The following is a 19,566-nucleotide window of genomic DNA, read 5'->3' on the forward strand; positions in this document are numbered from 1 at the left end:
ATACATGCACGCAATGTGTACCAGTCACTCTTTTGGACGATATACGCGTACGTTATCGAGGAAGTAATTTGCAGTTTCAGCTGTTTCTCCAGGCTTCAAATCCTTATATGCATCCTCGAAGATCCACACACGGCTATCAGTCAGGTCACAGAGATAGAGCAGATAGGCTTCAAGGAACTTGGGCTGCACGCAAGCTCCAAACTCCGGGTTTCCATGATGGCTCAGCAACATATGCTGCAACAGCATCTTCTTTTCCGGGTCAATCGAAAGCTCGTCACACACTCTGCCGATGTACTCGGCACCAATGAACAAATGGCCTTCGAGATTGCCCTCATTGGTGTAACCACTGACCAGACCGAACTTGCTGCGCTGAAATTCCCGAATCTTGCCAATGTCATGCAGGATCACGCCACAATACAGCAGTTCCGCATTGATCAGAGTCGGATACGCCGCAACAAAACCTTTCGCGACCCTGAGCATACCTGTCAGATGCTGAAGAAGGCCGCCAACTCCATTTTCATGGACTTTCTGCGCAGCGGGGATCCTCAGTAACACTTCTCTGTTATCTGACAGTACTTTCTCAGTTAACCGCTTGTAATCCGAATCGTGAAACCCATCTACCGTATTCCAGAGTTCTGAAAACATATTTTCCAATGGCTCGGGTGCCATTGGCAACAGCAGTCTCAAGTACTCATCCGGGATAGGGTGATCATCCGGTATACGCTGAAGCATGTTAACGTTGATCTGAAGCTTACCGTTGTATGTCTCGACTGTGAATCCTGCATGTACTGCTTCGCCGGCAACGAGAGCATCCATTTCCGGCTTTTTCTCCCATACCTTACCCGAAATAGAGCCTGTCGCATCCTGAAGTGTTACAGCCAAATACGGTTTTCCGGTTGTTGTATTGCGAGGCGTGATGGCCTGCAACAGATATACGCTTTTGCAGGCCATTCCTTCCGCGAGTCCACTGATATCCTGATGCTGATAACGCCTTGTTTCGCCCATGTCAGATCTCCCAACAGGTAATGAACTCAGACGGGAACTCTTCCGAATCCGGGTTCAGCCCATTCTCTGCCCGAAAGGATACCTTCCTGTTTCCCTTCTCAACAGTCAAATGACTGCTGAATTCCGTCCATCCGTGGGCATAAAACCAGTGATCATCATAATCATTGCCGATCGGCTGAACAATGTTTTCCATGAACGATGCCATATTGAACAGCGTCCCGTCACTGAGATTCTGGATATTGGCATCGATCACTGCCATAACCAGCTCGCTCAATCCAGTCTCCTTGGTGACTGCCTGCTTCAACGCTGCCCATGCAAAAGTGGCAAACATATCATTGCTGAGGTTCAGAGTATCATCCACCATAACGCTTGTTGCTGCGTCATACATCCGCATTCGTTCTGTAACTGAACTCAGGGCTTTTGCTCTTGCTTCTTTTTCCTCAGAAAGCCGATTGCTGAAGGAAAGCCAGCCATGCTCGCAGAGCCAGTCATAATCGGATTCGCAGGAACACGACTGAACTTCGCTTTCCATAAGCGATGCCATCATGAACAGTGAACCGTCATTAAGATAAGAAATGCTGGGCGAAATGGATGCCATCAGAAGCTCTCCAATATCAGGTGCCTCTGACACCGTATACCTGATCGCTTCCAGTGCAAATACGCTGAAGATCTCACTGCTCATTGCTACGTTGTTGGTTGTGTTTCTCATTTCATGTTCTCCTTTTCTTCTTTAGATTCATGGATTCGATTGATTCCACAATCGATTGTTGCCTGATACATTTCGACGATATATGCGATTCGGGTCAACTGTTCATCGCTGAGTTCCCCGCGGGTTTTGAGTGCTTCCAGCTCCTGAATCATTGCTTCAATCTCCCTCTTCAAAGCAAGGAAGATGCGAGGATTTCCTGTCACTACAATTTCGTGATTCAGAAGTTTGCTGATGATATAGTCCTGACTGGTCATTCCCGACAAATGAACCAGAGTCTTGAGTTCAAGATACTCATCCTGCGAGAGACGGATGCCGCAGAATTTATTGCGCCACCGTCCCCTTGCATCCAGGTTTTTCCTACTCATCATCCACCTCCTTCTGGATATCATCCAGTCTTCCAGCCATCTTCCGCTGCGCATTTGGAAACAAATGGGCATAGTGAAATGTAATGTAGACACTGCTGTGGCCAACACGTGCTCCAATTTCCAGTGCACTGAACCCCTCATGGATCAAAAGTGATACATGGGAATGCCTCAAATCATGAACCCTGATCTGATGGACTCCAGCTTTAGCTGCGCCACTCTTGATATGCTTGGTCAAATGGCTTTTCGTCAACGGGAACAGTCGCTGATCATCCTGAGGGTTGTAGATCATCTTCAGATAGTCCCGAAGCTCATTGATAAGGAATTCGGGAATTTCCACTTTCCGGACGCTCATATCGGTCTTGGGGCTTGTGATATGCTCCTCCCCGTGCAAGATATAAAAGGTCTTGTTGATATCGATGTATCCCTCATCGAGATGGATATCTTTAGGAGTAAGAGCAAGCAGCTCACCCTCCCGCAGCCCTGCCCAGTAAAGAACCTCAAATGCGTAGTAATACATCGGCTCCGCCATTTCTTCCAGAGCGAATTTCCGGTATTCCTCAGTCGTCCAGAAGGAAATCTTCACTTCCTTATCCGTTCCAAGGTTTCCGACAACTGCAGCTACATTTTTCGGAAGCTCGTAATACCGAACCGCAAAGTTCAGCACAGCCGACAACTGATTGTGAACCGTCTTGAGATAAGACTTACTCAGCTTTTCTCCGTTTGGCATCCGATATGTCAGCAACATATTCTGCCAAGACAACACATCCGCTGTCGTAAGCTTGTTCACCGCACGTTCCCCAAGATAAGGCGTTATCCATTTCGAATAGATCATCATCTTCTCATAGAAGGTGTCAGGCTTAATCCGTTCCTTCATATTGGTCATGTAGAGATCGATGAAGCTTGACAGCGTCATATCCAAGGTTCCTGCAGTTCTCAGCTTGAACTGGTTTTCCCAGGAAAGGGCATCCCTCTTCGTTTTGAACCCACGTTTCGTGAGCCACTTGCGCTTCCCGTCCCAGGTCAGATAGCTGAGCTTCACAATCCACGATCCGTTTTTCTGCTTATATGCAGGCATATCAGTGCACCCCCAGACCGCCGTAGATGCGCGTCTCGAAGTAGTTCTTACTGACACGGCCATGAATAGTCAGATAACCCATCTTCTCAAGCTCGGTATTCATCGAAGCAATGACCTTATAGGCTTTGGAGACAGATATTGACATGATCGCTGCTACGTCCTGAGCATTCAGGAACAAACTTCCACTGGTGTTGTTCATCTTCATTCTCCCTTCAGAGTGGGGAAATAAAACGCCGCGGAGGTGCTTCCTCACGCGGTGTCCTAGATGAACATCGTTTCCGAGTGCTTGCATTGATATTGTGTTAAACATTACAATATCGATGCGGTGCAGCTCGGCTGCTGTGAGGTACCAGTCCTACCTTGCAGGTCTGAGGAGGTGCGAACTCTTCAGGCTGCCGCTTTTTATTTCCATCTATAATGTAGCATACATGGTACCATGTGTCAAGCGAACTTTACCAGTTTCTGTGGTATAGTTTTGGAAGAGGTAACAATGGTAAGCGAGGCGAAGAAAAAAGCAGATCGTAAATGGGAAGCAGAAAAAACGGATGCTGTTCGTTTTCGTGTACCTAAAGGCATGCGCGACAAGATCAAGAAGTGTGCGGAATTAAACGGCGAAACCGTCAATGAAATGCTAATGCGGTTGGTCGAAGCTGAAATGAAACGCACTTTCCCTAATGGAGAAAGTGGCACAGATTCGCAATAGCCATTATTGAATTCAGAGAGAAAGCAAATCTTTTATTCTTCTGCAGAGGCAGTTATTCTCTATAATACACTGCCCCTTTTTTGCGCAGTCATTCGCATGATATCCCGCTTATCCTCGCTCTGTTCATTCGTTGAAGCAATCATGCATTCATATCATCTGTCTCACAGTTCCCGTCCAGTTTGTTGCCAGGCATGACCAATTCATTTCTCCAAAAGCAGCTTCTAATTCAGCAATAGTGGCTATTATCGAGGCTTCGGGCATGATTGTGGGTGAAAAATCAATTTCAAACAGAAAATAAAGATTGAAAAAGCCATCCTAGCTCCTGTAATGTATCAGCGACCAAACATCAACATAAAGGAGACCAAGATGACTGCTGATACCTTATGCAAGAAACTGCTCTGTGTCAAGGACACAGTTGTTGAATCACAGGATTTTTATTCAGCATTTTTATTCAGATACGGATGGAGTCAAGCATCTGAGAATCAAAGCAAGACCTTCCAAATGGCATGAGGATGAATGCGCGTTCTGCGGGAAGAGACATCTTTCCAGATACGATACTGCAGCCAGAAAGCCGAAGGTCTGGAGGGGTCTGGACTTCGGAGGTATTCTGGTTGAGATTGAGCATTAGACGCATCGTGTGACATGTCCCGAGCATGGCATAGTCACTGCTGCAGTTCCATGGGCACATCCTTCCAGCAGCTTTACGAAGGAATTCGATATGGCTGTTACCTGGCTTGCCGAATACCTTCCCAGGAGTGCAGTAGCGAACTACATGCGCATTGACTGGCAGACGGTAGGAAGCTGTGTTTCCAGAGCTCTTCACGACCTTGAACCGGATCGCTCAGGAAGACCGAACGGGCTGGTAAACATCGGCATTGATGAGACAAGCTACTGCAAAGGACACAAGTACATAACAGTAGTAGTCAACCACGACACCAATTCTGTTGTCTGGGTTGCGGATGGCCACGGAAAAGCTGTTCTTGAGCAGTTCTACAAAGGTCTTACCCCAGAACAGCTTGCCAGTATCAAGGTCGTTACAGGAGACGGTGCACGCTGGATCACAGACTGTGTCAATGAGTTCACCCCAAGCTGCACCAGGTGTATGGATCCGTTCCATGTCGTAGAGTGGGCGACGGAATCCTTAGATGAGGTTCGCAAAGATCGATGGCGCTGCGCCCATCAGAAAGTCCAGGAAATGGAAAAGAAGGACCCTCAGAAACCTGGCCGCCCGAAATCTGATGACAATATCTCTGCAGCGATCAAGGCTGCTAAGGAAAAGGCGTCTGAGATCAAGAATTCCGCTTACACCTTAGGCAAAGCACCGGAGAATCTGACAGAGAATCAGCAGATCCGTCTGGAGATGATTCAGGCAAATGATCCTCAGCTGTACCGTGCGTATCGGCTGAAGGAATCACTTCGTCTTCTGCTCAAGTCGACAGATGCTGAGCAGGCGGAAGCAGATCTGAAGCACTGGATCTTCTGGGCAAGCCACAGCAGAATCCCTGCATTCGTTGAACTCTCCAGAAAGATCAAGCGTCACAAGGAGCACATTCTGAACACGATCCGGCTAGGACTGAGCAACGCCAGAATTGAAGCGACGAACAACAAAATCAAGCTAATCATTCGAAAGGCTTACGGCTTCAGAAACATTAACAACATGATGGATATGGTGTACTTGGTATGCTCGGATATTAAGGTTCCACTTCCAAGCAGAAAGTTGAAGGTACACACCCCTGCATGAATACTGGAGATTCAGTAATTTTCACCCACAACGATGCCAGAAGAGCCCTAAGTTTCTTTATATTTATGACAGAGATAACTCAATGTCTAATCCTATCAGAACTATTTAAGCGCTTTCATTATGGAAATGCAACTGGTATTTTTGACACTGTTCAAATAACAAGTTCATAATTGCTGTAAATTAAGCCATTTCATTGTTCATGATAAATTGCAGAAATTTTTTTTAGAATATCCATATGTTCAAAACCATTTGGATAAACAATATCTATTTCACGATTCATACTGAGATTTTCAATTGGAAGTGCCACAAGCTTCTTCTTCCTGATTTCACTCTGGCATGCACTTCTGGCTAAAACGGATGCCCCATACCCATGTCTGACAAGGTCTTTGATGGTGGCCACATTATCTATTTCCAGAATGACATTAAACTCTTCAATGGACATGTTCTGCCCTTCCAATGCAGCCATAAAAAGATCTCTGGTGCCGCTGTTAGGCAGGCGCAGGATGAGTTTCTGAGAGCGCACATCGTTTATTGTCACCATGGATTTCTGAGCAAGCTCATGACTCGGCGGCACAATCAGAACAAGACTGTCCGTATCCAAGGGCATACTGATAAGAGAAGGATCATGAAAAGCACCGTCAATAATAGCAAAATCAGCTTCATAATTCTTGATTTTCTGCAGCAGATGAGCCTGGGTATCTGTGATTAATCTCATCGTCACACCTGAGTTTTCCATAATGTACTTGGCAAAGACTTCTGTAATGCGGTTTGCCTCAACCGTATGAGTAATGCCGATATTCAGGCTCGTGATTCCATTTGCCTCATCCTGCAGTTCCTTACGCAGCTTGATATCAAGTGCAACCATGGAGCGGGCATACTTGACTACTTTTTCACCCTCCCTGGTCAGCTTCAGGTGCATGCCGGTCCGTTCAAAAAGATGAATGTTAAGTTCAGACTCAATCGCATGAATATGCTGGCTGACGGCCGGCTGTGAAAGGCCGAGCTCATTTGCAGCACGTGAATAATTTCCTGTTTCCACTACTTTCAAAACGGTGTATATCTTTGCATCAATCATTCATTCTCACCTTATTGTTCATATTAAAAACTGTTCGCTGGTGCTTTATATGAAGCTTTTGTTTCAAACTTTTGTTCAAGATAAAGCAGTGACTGTTCAAACAAAATGACAGCTACAGCGCAGCTCAGAATATCCGTGATCGGCGTAGCCCAGACAACAGCATCTGCAGATCTGGTTAAGTTCAGAATAAACATCAGCGGAATATCAACAATTCCTTTTCTTAATAATGCAAGTATAAAGGATTTTCTTCCATTGTTAACAGCCTGAAAGAAAGAAATAATGGAATATGCAAAGGCAGAAAAAGGACAGCCTATCGTCAGAATGCGCAGAAATTTTTCGGCATAGATCAGAGAAGGTCCTTCCGGCAGAAAGATACCGGTCAGCCCCCTGGCAAAGATAAGATTGATTGTCATTGCGGCCAAAGCAAATACAACTGCCAGGGTTGAAGAGAATCTGATGACCGACTTCATTCTTTTGAAATCACGGCTGCCATAGGCATAGGCGATTAGCGGAAGAACGCCCTGCGATATACCGCGAACAATGGAATGAGCAAGCATGTTGACTTTCTTTGCCACACCGATGCCGGCCTGTACATCCGTCCCGGCTGAAGCAATCAGGGCATCCAGAACGGCATAGGAGATATTTTCCATCAAAGTCATCGTAAATGCCGGCATGCCGGTCATGAATATCTCCCGGAATGTTCCGTCCTCAAAAGCAGTGCTGTTTAAATGAAACTGAATGCAAGAGCCTTTCTTCTGCAGAACATGAATCAATATGACAAAATACAGAAACGAAATAACATTGGAAAGAGCAGTAGCGATACCGGCACCGAGAACTTCATTTCCTTTTGGAAGAATGACAAACATGAATAACGGATCAAGCAGAATATTCAATACACCGCCTAATACAATGCCGGCACCGGATTCAGCCAATCTGCCTTCTGCCCGGACGAGATTTGCCAGCATGGAGCTCATGGAAGTAAATAATCCGCCGAAGCATACTGTCACCACCATGTATTTCACAGCCTGTGTGTGGACAACTTCATTTCGCCCACCAAGTACATTCAGAAAGGAGTCACGCAGCAGCCATACGCCTGTGCAGTACAGTGCCGTAACCAAGAGGCAGCCGTAAAAGGCAAATGCAGATGCATTTTCTGCTCTGCCCGTTCTCTTTCTACCCAGGGCTCTTGAAATTGTTGTGGAACCGCCGACGCCGAATAAATTGGCAATGGCAGAAAGAAACATATAGGGAGGCATGCAGATGGTTACGGCAGTAATGCTTGTCACCTGACCGGTAAGACCGATGAAGAATGTATCCGCCATATTATAAATAACCAGTATAATCTGACTGATTACCATCGGCAGAGCCAGTTTGATAACCGCTCTGGACACATGCGTATTATCAAATAATTTTTTTGTATCTTCTTTCATGCTCTCTGCCTCCATTTCTTGAAAACTACGTTCCAATCATAGATGTAAACCCTTACAGCATCAAATAAGATCATTTGATCAGCTTATAAATTTTTCTTATAGTTTATGTAATTTCTGGTTTTTATAAGCGAGTTTATGCGACATTGTCAAATTCATATCATAAGATTTTCTTATATATTTATTGAAAATTATTATTTGTTCAAAAAAACTGTCTGAATGAAAAGCATCTTAACATTCAGGCAGGTTTATCTGACTATGCTTATATTATTGGCAATTGCGCTTGCTACTGCACAGAATTGAAGTTTTCTACAGCCGATTATCAATAGACTCAATAAGCCAGTCAAGTCTCAAGCCATTTTTGTACTTTATTCGGTATTCGTTGAGACTCATAAAATTCGCGCCAAGTTCTATCTCAAGATCCTCTTCCTGTGCTTCATCATCTTTCCATCCACAAACAGGACATCAGCCAATTGCTCTTGTGTCATATTCTTCTGTTTCTGGTAATAAAGAATATTATCATCCGATTTCATGGCATTCTTATCAGATGAACCTTCACCATTTCTCATCCCTCATTTTTGTTCGTATACTTCAAATATACGGAGGTATTTATGAAAATCAGAAACACCAAGGCAAAAGCAGTAAAGAGGGTGATTGGCGCAGGAGAAGAATCTGTTGATGGGATTATTATTGACACATCTACTCCTGATTTAGAAAAAATAGCAGAGTACTATATCAACAACAAGGACAAGTACAGATTTGTCTGTCCATCATGCGGCGTCGAGGTGTTCCCTCGCAGAGCACCGCGTCGAACCTCGGATATTTTAAAAAGAAAGGTGTGGGAATATTCTCCTAAGTATTATTTTGCAGCGCCCAAAAAACATACACCGAAATGTGAATACAATAAAAGTTCAAAGCGACAGCGTCGGGTGCGAAGGCTTAATTTTGGGGGCACGAAGTTTAATCTGAACTACATTTACAATTATGTAGATCCGGATGAGCCTGGGGCAAATCAAGTTTGCTCACAGCAGGCAATTGAAACAAAAGGTCAAGATCATCACGAATCGTCTGCCGAACTGGAAATCAACAATAGCCCGAAAGAGCTAACAACTATTGAGAAAATATACGAGAAAATTACCCTATTATCTGCAGATGCGGTCATCGCAAATGGCATTTACAAAAAGGACTATTTTATCGATAGAAATTATCCGGACAAAGAGTTTCAAGAGGATTTGTCGGGGGATAAAATGATTGTTACAAAACGTGTTCCCACCGCTCTGCTGAAAAATATCCCTTTTGAGCAAAGAAAGGGATATGTTTGCTTGATCAATGAAGATGCTGATTACGATAGTGGCAACCCTGAAAATATTCTCTTTCTGCTTGTAAAATGCAAAAAGCCTTGGGTACATAGCCTGTTTGCGGAATCTGTGATGGGATCTAGTCAGCGCAATCCCCATTCATATATCGTCATCATGGCGGACTGGAAGAAAGTTAAATGCAATGACAATCTTCACGTTTACAAAGCATACATCAATTCAAAACAGTATCTTTTTACCGATAGATGACAAATCCTAGAGAAAGCCTGTTCTATGGCTTTCTTTTTATTACTTCCGCCAGTAAACCTGGTTGACGGAATCAGTGATATCTACTTCTTCCTTTGGCTTGTTCCGGGCGGGGCTTTGCCGGATTACCAGATTCATCGGTACCCTGGTCTGTATCAGAATCTGATCGTTATACTCTTTGTTTGTTATGCGAACATGAACAGGGCCGCCATCAATATTGGTTCTTGCGGACAGAGAAAAATCATTCTTGGGATGATTCAAAGGATGCCTAAGAAGCAGCGTATACAAATAGTGCAGATACTCTTCGTTTGCATAGTCCGCGCGCCGCATTGGCGTATTGTCCATTGCATGTCCCATATAGTATTGAGAGTCGGTCAAAGTGAAGCCCAGATTGTATAAATGCGTCGCAAAGTTTCTGCGGAAAAGATATGTCGTAACATCCTTTTCCTTCAGATCTTCCCATGTATTCTGTGTCTCGATCATGTAGGCCGCGATGCCTGACACTTCCTGTTCCTGCAATTTCAGAACATCATGAAGAAACCTTTTTCCTGCAAGTGTCAGATCTTTCGAACGGCAAATCACACTGAATTGATTGCCTCTGCAGGCAATCGGAAGCTCATCTACGGAAGAAAAAGTTTTTCCAGAAGAGTCTGTATAAGGAAAGCGGATTTGAGAGCAGATATATTCCTTTCTTCCCCGCAGGTAATCAAGAAGGACAGGCATAATTGGCAGCCTTCGCGGTGAATTGGCGGTCTTGCCGCTGGCTTTCAGAGTATTGTCGCCTAATCGAACAGTCTCAAAAATCTGTACATAATAGCATCCCGGGAACTCTGTCATTTCGCGAATATCACCAAACCTGAGCGGACACGTTTCGTTATTTCGCGTGCCCAAAAGAAACATCAATGTGAGGCCAGGATTCTCGCCACTTTCCGTTTTAGGATCCAAAAGATACTTTGCTGCAGCTTTCTCTTCTTCAATAGAAAGTGACTTACGGATCTTCAGGAAGGCGGCAGAACGGTCTTCATTTTCCTTAACTCGATAATCATTTGCCGATCCCCACAGTGTGTTCGGGTCAACTCCGATATTCTTAGGATCACGGAAAAAGCACATGCAGGGATCATAAATCAGATGCCGAATACTTGAATTAATACTCTGGTCCGAATACCCGCTCCGCACACGGATTCTGCTGATCAGTTCTTCAATTGTTTCTTCGTCGTAGTCTTCTGCCGGAATTCGAATATCCACATACGGAAAGATATTTTCTTCGTAGCGCTGAATATATGTGTCATTGGTTTTCGGAAGGTTATTCTTATTAATCTCATCAAAATAGCGATGCGTAATGCCAATGAAGTTCATCTTCCCTTCCGCGGTTTTTTCCTGATATTTCAGAGAAAATGTAGCCATAGATTTCAATCACTCCTTCTTGATCTTTACAACATCAACATCGATTCCGTGCTGCGCATAAGCAAGAATATTCGTAAGCTGGCCAGCGTCCTCAACCGTAAAATCAAGCTCTGTACAATGATCCGGATCCAGAGTTGACTTGTATTCCTCTCTCTCTGTTTTTCCTTCAATTACAGTTCCCTCTGCCCGTTCCTGAAGCAATCGTGCAAAGCGATTCTGCTTAATATAAAGTCGATATTGCGCCGCATCATTCTCCATATCGCAATAGTTTCTGGCAAAGGTTGAGTCCGGTTTATTTCCGGTCAGAAAGTCCACCTCGTCTTTCTCATATGCGCAGTCTGATAAGGCAAAGTGGCGGAAATTTGAGCGGAAAATATCGCCGTTATAATTCCTCAAATCAATCTGCTCGAAATCCGTTTCGTTGATCGGAATCTGAATCTCTTCTTTATCAATGTATTTTTTCAGAATGCTTCGGCAAAGGTGGTTGATCTGCGAAGGAGAATAAATCATGGTTATTCCATTAATGCGATGCCCGCTTTCTCCTCCCACAATCGCCAACGGAGCCATCTGTTGGATAGTATCAACACCCAGTTTTTCCATCTGACGATCGAGCTCTGTCTTAATATATTTTCCGAGCAGATCAGGAACCGGAATCAACCGATATGCCTCCCGTTTCTGAAGAGGATGAAATGAATTCCCATCGAAAGAAGCACACCGTCGAATGATCAGCTGATAGAAGGATGCGCCGAATTCTTTCACTTCTTTCAGATCCTGCCACTCAAGTGCAGCAACCGCAGCTGTTTCTAATCCTGTCGTAAGTTTGATCAAAACGGCAAGATATCTTGAGTCTCCTTCAAGATATTTTTTAGAGCAGACAGAGAACAAATCCTTCATCACATCGCGTCTGAAATATGAAGGAACCAGCGCACTGCGTACCTCATACATCGCACGTTTCTCGTTGCTGACAGCCTCAACTGCATCATGAAGATCGTTGGCAAATGCGTAGCCTTTCTTTACAGCAAGATCAAGAATCGCTGAAAGAATTGACTTCAATGCATACTTTGTTTTCTCCCCTTCATAACTCTGATATTTCTCTGAGAGGAGACGATCGACGGCGTCATTCTGAATCAGATCAGCAGTTAATGATCCAATTTCTCCATTCATCAGCTCATGAAAATCAGCGTTGTTTCCGATTAAAGAATCGCATTCAGGAAAGAAATAAATGAACGTCTTCAGAGAAACATCATGCGGTTTCAGTACCTTTTGATAGGCGGAAGAAATCTCATGACGAGTCGAATACCGCTTTCCCTGGTATTCTGTTTCAGAATATGGATATACCGTCAGCACCCATTCTTTTACATCTCCAGCCGGTATATTCCTGGCACTCTTCTGCGTCTGATACATTGTCTTTTTCTCATTGCTGCCAGGATCTTTGATGAATGCGCGTACTCTCCGGCAACCATCGTCACCTGCAGATTCCGTGTAGAAAAGATGGACTTCATCTGTCAGATCAATGCGCTCAGCCCGATTTCGCTCAGCGTCCGATTTCCTCTCATAGCTATTAAATTCCTGTCGATAGACACTGCGGAAATCAAGATTTGAAGGGAGCTCTTCCATTGCCATTGACAGCACAAGAGGACGGCGTTCAAGGGCTTGATACTTCTGATTCTTCAGTAATCTGTACTGGGAAATCACCACCTGATTGTCCACAGAGTTCTCCATCGATCGAAACCAGACAAGACACTTCCTGGACGGCTTTCGCTCATCATTAATACCAGAAGGAAGAAGCGATACACATTCGATCTGCAGGGAAGTTTCCGCGAGCATTGATTGTATTTCCCCAGAGGAATCTTTCAGATATCCATCACTTGTAAACATGAGAAAACGATTCGTCCCGGCAGATTTCCGTAAAATTCCATACAAATCTTCTGACAGTTTTCCTCCCGGTTCATGCGTCTGAAACAGCAGAATATTGCGAGAAAACGCAGGGTTTTCTTCAAGAAAATCTGCCAGATGATCCACTGAAATATACGAACTCCCGCCTTGTTCAGATTTGCTCAGTATTCCTGCCTGCGCAGAATTTTCGACCACAAAAACGGTTGCGATCTTGATAAGTTCTGCATCATTCCGCCACTTTTTCATGAACACTGGCGAAGGTAAAACAACCAATGCAGAATCCTGATTCTTGTTCAGAAAAGAAGTGAATTGATAATAAACGTAATTGTTTTCAAGTGAGTAATCGTTTGGAATCAAACCTTTCGGATCATTTTCCAGGCAGATCAATGCATCATTTCCATAAAGCATCGCATCCGCAGACTTCCTGATAAATTGCAGACTGCTGTTAAAAATCAGCCGTGAATTATCATCCGAATTGTGCTGCAATCCATTCAGAAATTTTGCCGGATTAGAGAACAATTGAAGCAGGATTCTATCCTGATCCGTTTGATTTCCGTACGCTTTTTTAACATCAGAAATGAAGTTTAATACGTTCTTTTCAACGTTCAATTCTTCCGGCAGTTGAAGAGAAATCTGCGTAATGCATTCATAAAACTGAACGAAATCACGGTTGCTTACGGAAGGAAAACGGCTGCGATACTGCGCGCAGAAGAGCTGCCATGGCGATCGATTTCCGTCCGATTTATGAACACGTTCACGCGTCAATTCAACACGAATTTCGTTTGAAATTAGGATCAATTCCTTTAACTCTTTCTGCGTAAAATCCAAGCGATCAAAGAACGAAAAGGCTCGATGCTTATCTTCAATCAGATCGGGATATTCAAACCGAATCAAGGAATAAATCGAGCTGATCTGCTCTTTGCTCAATCTGGCATTCAATTTCTCCAGCTCAATCAATACGGGATCTATGTATTCCATGCCGTCTCCTCCCCATGTTTCTTCAATCATAGTATAGTCATTTTGACACAAGCACGCTTTTAAAGCTATAGCATTTTGCATAATATTTGTGTCAAAAGAATACACCATATAGATCTTTTGGGTCAAAATTGGGTCAGCGGGAACGAAAAAACCCCGTAAAATGCGATGATTACGGGGTTTCAGAGAAAACGCAATTATTCCAGCTCGATTGTTCCAGGAGGCTTCGAAGTCAGATCATAGAGGACACGGTTCACTCCCTTGACTTCGTTGATAATACGGTTCATGCAGATCTGCAGCGTCTCCCAGGGAATCTGAGCAGCCTCTGCTGTCATAAAGTCCGACGTAATCACGCCACGCAGCACAACCGCATACTCATACGTACGCCCATCGCCCATCACACCGACCGAGCGCATGTTGGACAGTGCCGCAAAGAACTGGCCCCTGCCCATATCAATATTGGCCTTCTCCAGTTCCTCCCGGTAAATCGCATCCGCTTCCTGAACGATACGGACCTTTTCTGCCGTCACTTCGCCGACAATCCGGATCCCAAGACCCGGCCCCGGGAACGGCTGACGATACACAAGATTCCGCGGAATTCCAAGCTCCAGGCCAACCTGACGAACCTCATCCTTGAACAATGTCCGCAGCGGCTCCACGATCTCCTTGAAATCCACATGATCCGGCAGACCGCCGACATTGTGATGCGACTTGATCACTGCGCCCTTGCCGATACCGGACTCAACAACATCCGGATAAATGGTTCCCTGCGCCAGGAAATCAACCTTCCCGATCTTCCGGGCTTCCTTTTCAAAGACGTTGATGAACTCAGCGCCGATGATCTTCCGCTTCTGCTCCGGATCCGTCACGCCCTTCAGCTTCTCGTAGAAATACTCCTGCGCATTGACCCGGACAAAATTCAGCTCATAAGGTCCTTCCGGCCCGAAAACCTTCTCAACCTCGTCACCCTCATCCTTGCGCAGAAGGCCGTGATCCACAAAGACACAGGTCAGCTGCTTGCCGACTGCCTTAGAAAGAAGCACCGCACATACACTCGAATCAACGCCTCCCGAAAGTGCACACAGCACCCGGCCATCGCCGATCTTTTCACGCAGCTCTTTCACCGTGGTATCGACAAAGGAATCCATCTTCCACGTACCCGCGCACCGGCAGATGTCATACACGAATGCATGGAACAGCTTCGAACCCTCTTCCGTATGAACGACTTCCGGATGGAACTGAACCGCATAAAGATTCCGGCCCGCATTCTCCATCGCCGCCACTGGACAGTTTTCCGTCGAAGCCAGAACCTCAAATCCCTCCGGCACCTCAGAAATCCGGTCCGTATGACTCATCCATACCGTCGACGTCCGCTTCCAGTCCCTCAGAATACGGCCGCTCTTAGCAACCTTCACTTCCGTATGCCCGTACTCACTGACATCCGCATGCAGAACTTTGCCCCCAAGCTCATAGGCCATCAGCTGCGCACCATAGCAGATGCCAAGCACCGGAATGCCCGTCTCAAACAGCCTCGGATCATAGGACAGTGCCTCATCACCGAACACACTGTTCGGGCCCCCCGTCAGAATGATTCCCTTCGGATTCTCCGCCAGCAGCTTTTCGAGCGGCGTCGAATACGGAAGAATCTCACAGTACACATGATTCTCACGGACACGGCGCGCAATCAGCTGCTTGTACTGTCCACCGAAATCCAGAACAATGATCTTCTCTACCATACCTTACTGCTTCTCCACCTCATCCCGATGCTTCAGGGAAGCACGGACAAACTCACGGAAAATCGGATGAGCCCTGTTCGGACGCGACTTGAACTCCGGATGGAACTGAACACCGATGAAGAACGGATGATCCTTGATCTCCACCGCTTCCACCAAACGTCCATCCGGCGACGTACCATCCACGAGCATACCGTGATCAATAAAATCCTGACGATACTCGTTATTCACCTCATACCGGTGACGATGACGCTCCGAAATCTCACTCTCCCCATAGCACTTCTCAAGCAAAGATCCACTCCGGACCGCGCACGGATACGCACCCAGCCGCATCGTACCGCCCTTGTCAATATCATCACTCTGATCCGGCATAAAGTCGATCACCTTATGCGTACTCTCCTCATCAAATTCACGGGAGTTCGCATCCGACCAGCCGAGCACATCCCGCGCATACTCAATCACCGCAATCTGCATGCCCAGACAGATTCCGAAGTAAGGAATGTTGTTCTCACGCGCATACTTGGCCGAAGCCACCATGCCCTCAATGCCGCGGCCACCGAATCCGCCCGGCACAATGATGCCGTCAACGCCCTTGAACACTTCCGGCGCCGTCGCATCCGTAATTCCTTCCGACTCAATCCAGTGAATATGCAGATGCGTATCTGACTCATAGCCGCCATGGTGCAGAGCCTCCTTCACCGAGAGGTATGCATCATGAAGACGCACATACTTGCCGACCAGCGCAATGTCCACATCCTTCGAACGGTTGCGGATTCTCTCAAGCATCGCATTCCACTCCGTCAGATCCGCAGCCGGAGCCGAAATCTGCAGCTTCCGGCACACCATGTCCGAGAACTTCTGCTGCTCAAGCATCACTGGCGCATCATAGATCGTATGCACATTCGTATTCTGAATAACGCAGTCCTTGCTCACATTGCAGAACAGCGCGATCTTCCGCGTAATGTCCTCCGGCAGCGTACCATCGCAGCGCGCAATGATAATATCCGGCTGAATACCGAGCGACTGCAGCTCACGCACCGAGTGCTGCGTAGGCTTCGACTTATACTCATCCGAACCGGCAATGAACGGAACCAGCGTCACATGAATAAAGCAAACATCCTGCGGATCCTTCTCGATCCGGATCTGACGGATTGCCTCCAGGAACGGCTGACTCTCCATATCACCGACCGTACCGCCGATCTCCGTAATAACGACATCCGCATCCGCCTTCTCACCGACACGGTAGATGAAGCGCTTGATCTCATTTGTAATATGCGGAATGATCTGTACCGTCTCACCCAGATACTCACCGCGCCGCTCCTTCTGCAGCACGTTCCAGTACACCTTGCCCGTTGTCAGGTTGGAATACTTGTTGAGGTTCTCATCAATGAAACGCTCATAATGACCAAGGTCCAGGTCCGTCTCCGCACCGTCCTCCGTCACGAACACTTCGCCATGCTGATAAGGTGACATTGTGCCCGGATCCACGTTGATATAGGGATCCAGCTTCTGCGAAATAACCTTCAGACCACGCTGCTTCAGAAGGCGTCCGAGCGAAGCCGCCGTAATTCCTTTGCCAAGTCCCGAAACAACACCGCCAGTCACGAATATGTACTTCATATCTCTCCCCTCTTTCCTACTGAGTTATAAACAATAAACAGACCATCTTCACAAAAAAAATGAGGCCACGAAACTGCCGGAGCCCGCCGGCCGTTTTTTTTTAACCTCATTTACGGCGCAATTATAATCCCGATCCAAGGGAAAACTCAACCGTTTTGAAGAAAAACCGCAAAGATTTTTTTGAACCCGTCCAATTACTGCTCATTCGCATTGTTCTTCGCATCCCAAAGCGCCTGTTCCAGCACCGACGGCTGCATATATCCGGGCATATAGCCAAGAAAATTGCCGTCCGGCTGAATGATGTACGTCATCGGAAAGCCGCTCACACCATACATACTGTGGACAGACCCCGTCGTATCAAACAGCACCGTCATTGAATAGCCCGCATCCGCCATATACTTCATCACATAATCCTGATCGCCCTCGCCTGAAACATTCGGCATATCCACCAGCAGAACAACCACATCCGGATCATTGTCATGAACCTTCTGGAAATCAGGCAGCTCCTGATTGCAGTAATAGCACCACGTCGCAAAGAAGTTCAGCACCACCGTCTTTCCCTTGTAGGAAGAAAGCGTCACCTCATTGCCATCCCCGTCCATCAGCGTAAAGTCATACTTCTCGATGTCACTGCGCGTATCCGCCGACGCACTCGGTGAAGCACTGGCTTCCGCCTCCGCAGCAGCATCCGCACTCTCTTCTGCCACCGCCGGCGCCGTTTCCTGCGCGGGCGCCTGTGTCTTCTGTACAACACTGCGATTGGCATCCACGAGCATGTACACGCCCATTGCCAGCACAATCGCACCGCCAACCTTACCAACGACCGCCGTCACATTCCTGTACTTCTTCAGCAGACGCAGCGTCTCATCCGTAAACAGACCAAGCAAGACAAACAGCAGAAGGAAGCCGGCCGCATAGCACACGATGTAAAGAATTCCCTGCAGATGACTTTCCGCATTGGCTGCCAGCACCAGCGCACTCGCCAGCAGCGGCCCCACGCATGGTGTCCAGGCAAAGCTGAAGAAGAAGCCAAGAAGATAGGCCCCAAGGTTTCCTCCCCTGCGCTGTGCGTTATGACGATACGTCCTCTCCAGCGCCGGAATCCGTATCACACCAAGAGCGATCAGCCCCGCCGCAATCAAGAGAATGCCGCCCGCAATCTCCATCGGCAGCTGATACTTTGCAAGAAAATCCTGCAGAAACGTAATGCCCAAAGCAGCGACAACAAACACCGTACCAATGCCGAGCACAAAGAAGAGCGTATGAACCAGCATTATCCTGCGGCTCTGCCTGCCATCGACATCCTGCGAAAGATAGCCGACATACAGCGGAATCAACGGCAGAACACAGGGCGAAAGGAAGGACAGCAGCCCCTCCAGAAACACACCGAAATAGCTCAGGTTACCGAGACTCATGCCGAAATCGCGGCCGGAAGCACACCCAGCAACGCCAGAATCAGAATCAAAGCGCCAAGCGCAATGCGGTACAGACCAAACGCCCGGAAATTATGCTTGCGAATATAGGACATCAGCGAACGGATCACCATCACTGAAACCACAAAGCTCACAACCATGCCAACAATCAGAACGATCACTTCCCCAAGGCTCACGGCCGCCGCATGTTTGACAAGTTCCAGAAGCGAAACGCCGAACATGACCGGAATTGCCAGGAAAAAGCTGAACTCCGCAGCCGTACCGCGGCTCAGTCCCAGCAGCAATGCACCAAGAATCGTCGATCCCGAACGCGAGGTACCCGGAATCACAGCAAGCGACTGCGCACAGCCAATCAGGAAGGCTGTCTTGAAATCAATCGCAGCGATTGACTTGATCTTTGCCTTGCGGGGAACACGCTCAATCACCAGGAACAGGACACCATATACAATTAACGCCACTGCCACAACAACAGGTGTACTCAGATGCGCGTCCGCATAATCATTCAGCAGCACACCGACAATGCCCGTCGGAATCGAGGCGATGACGATCTTCACCCAGATATCCCACGTATCCTTCTTTTCCTTCTCATTCTTTTTCGGACTGAACGGCCACAGCTTGTGCCAGTACAGCACAATGACAGCCAGAATCGCACCCAGCTGAATGATGTACTTGTACATATCCCAGAATTCAGCATTATCCGTTAACGGAATTACCGCATTCAGAAGAATCAGATGACCCGTCGAACTGATCGGCAGCCACTCCGTAATACCTTCCACAATACCGAAGACAATGGACTTCAGAATCTGAATCAACACCGACATAGATACTCCCTCAACCAAACCA

16 protein-coding genes and 1 pseudogene are annotated in these 19,566 nt (G+C 46.7%); 3 read left to right on the plus strand and 14 right to left on the minus strand.

Annotated elements, in window-relative coordinates:
- Positions 1-24 precede the first annotated feature (24 nt).
- The 5 genes from C1714_RS01210 to C1714_RS01230 are packed head-to-tail and all read right to left on the minus strand — an operon-like array spanning position 25 to position 3,353.
- On the minus strand, positions 25-1,005 hold the full coding sequence (locus tag C1714_RS01210) for a 3'-5' exoribonuclease YhaM family protein (RefSeq protein ID WP_102341473.1): 981 nt from the start codon (positions 1,003-1,005) through the stop codon (positions 25-27).
- A gap of 1 nt (position 1,006) precedes the next feature.
- Positions 1,007-1,714, minus strand: a complete 708-nt coding sequence (locus C1714_RS01215) for a hypothetical protein (RefSeq protein ID WP_102341474.1) — start codon at positions 1,712-1,714, stop codon at positions 1,007-1,009.
- Positions 1,711-2,079, minus strand: a complete 369-nt coding sequence (locus tag C1714_RS01220) for a plasmid mobilization protein (RefSeq protein WP_102341475.1) — start codon at positions 2,077-2,079, stop codon at positions 1,711-1,713. Before C1714_RS01220 ends, C1714_RS01215 begins: the two co-directional genes overlap by 4 nt.
- Positions 2,072-3,154 (minus strand): site-specific integrase, encoded by a 1,083-nt coding sequence (locus C1714_RS01225; RefSeq protein ID WP_102341476.1) that lies wholly within the window; start codon positions 3,152-3,154, stop codon positions 2,072-2,074. Before C1714_RS01225 ends, C1714_RS01220 begins: the two co-directional genes overlap by 8 nt.
- A gap of 1 nt (position 3,155) precedes the next feature.
- Positions 3,156-3,353 carry a DNA-binding protein gene (locus tag C1714_RS01230; protein WP_342587455.1) on the minus strand — a complete coding sequence of 66 codons (198 nt, stop codon included), beginning with the start codon at positions 3,351-3,353 and terminating at the stop codon, positions 3,156-3,158.
- Positions 3,354-3,644: 291 nt separating this feature from the next.
- Here C1714_RS01230 and C1714_RS01235 point away from each other — a divergent pair, with 291 nt between their 5' ends.
- Both C1714_RS01235 and C1714_RS01245 read left to right on the plus strand, forming a co-directional pair.
- Positions 3,645-3,857: an Arc family DNA-binding protein gene (locus C1714_RS01235; RefSeq protein WP_167849881.1), complete on the plus strand. Its 213-nt coding sequence runs from the start codon at positions 3,645-3,647 to the stop codon at positions 3,855-3,857.
- A 637-nt stretch (positions 3,858-4,494) separates the two neighbouring features.
- A complete protein-coding gene (locus C1714_RS01245; protein ID WP_102341480.1) occupies positions 4,495-5,598 on the plus strand; it encodes an ISL3 family transposase in 1,104 nt (367 codons plus the stop codon).
- Between the two features lie 190 nt (positions 5,599-5,788).
- Here C1714_RS01245 and C1714_RS01250 read toward each other — a convergent pair whose 3' ends face one another.
- The 3 genes and pseudogenes from C1714_RS01250 to C1714_RS14640 all read right to left on the minus strand — a co-directional run.
- Entirely contained in the window at positions 5,789-6,673 is an 885-nt protein-coding gene (locus C1714_RS01250) for a LysR family transcriptional regulator (RefSeq protein WP_102341481.1), read from the minus strand.
- 23 nt (positions 6,674-6,696) lie between these two features.
- Entirely contained in the window at positions 6,697-8,103 is a 1,407-nt protein-coding gene (locus tag C1714_RS01255) for an MATE family efflux transporter (RefSeq protein ID WP_167849882.1), read from the minus strand.
- A gap of 306 nt (positions 8,104-8,409) precedes the next feature.
- A pseudogene (locus C1714_RS14640) lies at positions 8,410-8,553 on the minus strand (hypothetical protein); the annotation flags it as partial.
- A gap of 158 nt (positions 8,554-8,711) precedes the next feature.
- On the opposite strand from C1714_RS14640, the gene C1714_RS01260 reads away from it, so the two are divergent.
- Positions 8,712-9,665, plus strand: coding sequence for a hypothetical protein (locus tag C1714_RS01260; RefSeq protein WP_102341483.1), 954 nt, complete (start codon positions 8,712-8,714; stop codon positions 9,663-9,665).
- Between the two features lie 39 nt (positions 9,666-9,704).
- Here C1714_RS01260 and C1714_RS01265 read toward each other — a convergent pair whose 3' ends face one another.
- The 6 genes from C1714_RS01265 to C1714_RS01290 all read right to left on the minus strand — a co-directional run bounded on the left by C1714_RS01265 (position 9,705) and on the right by C1714_RS01290 (position 19,544).
- Entirely contained in the window at positions 9,705-11,066 is a 1,362-nt protein-coding gene (locus C1714_RS01265; RefSeq protein WP_102341484.1) for a site-specific integrase, read from the minus strand.
- Between the two features lie 9 nt (positions 11,067-11,075).
- A complete protein-coding gene (locus C1714_RS01270) occupies positions 11,076-12,944 on the minus strand; it encodes a hypothetical protein (RefSeq protein WP_135567861.1) in 1,869 nt (622 codons plus the stop codon).
- A gap of 1,190 nt (positions 12,945-14,134) precedes the next feature.
- The gene (gene guaA, locus C1714_RS01275; protein ID WP_102341486.1) at positions 14,135-15,673 is read right to left on the minus strand and encodes a glutamine-hydrolyzing GMP synthase; all 1,539 of its coding nucleotides are present in this window, start codon (positions 15,671-15,673) and stop codon (positions 14,135-14,137) included.
- Between the two features lie 3 nt (positions 15,674-15,676).
- Positions 15,677-17,290, minus strand: coding sequence for a CTP synthase (locus tag C1714_RS01280; RefSeq protein ID WP_102341487.1), 1,614 nt, complete (start codon positions 17,288-17,290; stop codon positions 15,677-15,679).
- A gap of 194 nt (positions 17,291-17,484) precedes the next feature.
- Positions 17,485-18,705: a cytochrome c biogenesis protein/redoxin gene (locus tag C1714_RS01285; RefSeq protein ID WP_102341488.1), complete on the minus strand. Its 1,221-nt coding sequence runs from the start codon at positions 18,703-18,705 to the stop codon at positions 17,485-17,487.
- The gene (locus C1714_RS01290; protein ID WP_102341489.1) at positions 18,702-19,544 is read right to left on the minus strand and encodes an undecaprenyl-diphosphate phosphatase; all 843 of its coding nucleotides are present in this window, start codon (positions 19,542-19,544) and stop codon (positions 18,702-18,704) included. Before C1714_RS01290 ends, C1714_RS01285 begins: the two co-directional genes overlap by 4 nt.
- Positions 19,545-19,566 lie beyond the last annotated feature (22 nt).

This window comes from Galactobacillus timonensis, from assembly GCF_900240265.1.
In the GTDB taxonomy this organism is placed as follows: Bacteria; Bacillota_I; Bacilli_A; order Erysipelotrichales; family Erysipelotrichaceae; genus Bulleidia; species Bulleidia timonensis.

Excerpts from the sequence above, each read along its gene's own strand:
- C1714_RS01210 (WP_102341473.1), bottom strand. The coding sequence starts at position 1,005 with ATGGGCGAAACAAGGCGTTATCAGCATCAGGATATCAGTGGACTCGCG.
- C1714_RS01215 (WP_102341474.1), bottom strand. The coding sequence starts at position 1,714 with ATGAGAAACACAACCAACAACGTAGCAATGAGCAGTGAGATCTTCAGC.
- C1714_RS01220 (WP_102341475.1), bottom strand. The coding sequence starts at position 2,079 with ATGAGTAGGAAAAACCTGGATGCAAGGGGACGGTGGCGCAATAAATTC.
- C1714_RS01225 (WP_102341476.1), bottom strand. The coding sequence starts at position 3,154 with ATGCCTGCATATAAGCAGAAAAACGGATCGTGGATTGTGAAGCTCAGC.
- C1714_RS01230 (WP_342587455.1), bottom strand. The coding sequence starts at position 3,353 with ATGAACAACACCAGTGGAAGTTTGTTCCTGAATGCTCAGGACGTAGCA.
- C1714_RS01235 (WP_167849881.1), top strand. The coding sequence starts at position 3,645 with ATGGTAAGCGAGGCGAAGAAAAAAGCAGATCGTAAATGGGAAGCAGAA.
- C1714_RS01250 (WP_102341481.1), bottom strand. The coding sequence starts at position 6,673 with ATGATTGATGCAAAGATATACACCGTTTTGAAAGTAGTGGAAACAGGA.
- C1714_RS01255 (WP_167849882.1), bottom strand. The coding sequence starts at position 8,103 with ATGAAAGAAGATACAAAAAAATTATTTGATAATACGCATGTGTCCAGA.
- C1714_RS01260 (WP_102341483.1), top strand. The coding sequence starts at position 8,712 with ATGAAAATCAGAAACACCAAGGCAAAAGCAGTAAAGAGGGTGATTGGC.
- C1714_RS01265 (WP_102341484.1), bottom strand. The coding sequence starts at position 11,066 with ATGGCTACATTTTCTCTGAAATATCAGGAAAAAACCGCGGAAGGGAAG.
- C1714_RS01270 (WP_135567861.1), bottom strand. The coding sequence starts at position 12,944 with ATGTTTACAAGTGATGGATATCTGAAAGATTCCTCTGGGGAAATACAA.
- guaA (WP_102341486.1), bottom strand. The coding sequence starts at position 15,673 with ATGGTAGAGAAGATCATTGTTCTGGATTTCGGTGGACAGTACAAGCAG.
- C1714_RS01280 (WP_102341487.1), bottom strand. The coding sequence starts at position 17,290 with ATGAAGTACATATTCGTGACTGGCGGTGTTGTTTCGGGACTTGGCAAA.
- C1714_RS01285 (WP_102341488.1), bottom strand. The coding sequence starts at position 18,705 with ATGAGTCTCGGTAACCTGAGCTATTTCGGTGTGTTTCTGGAGGGGCTG.
- C1714_RS01290 (WP_102341489.1), bottom strand. The coding sequence starts at position 19,544 with ATGTCGGTGTTGATTCAGATTCTGAAGTCCATTGTCTTCGGTATTGTG.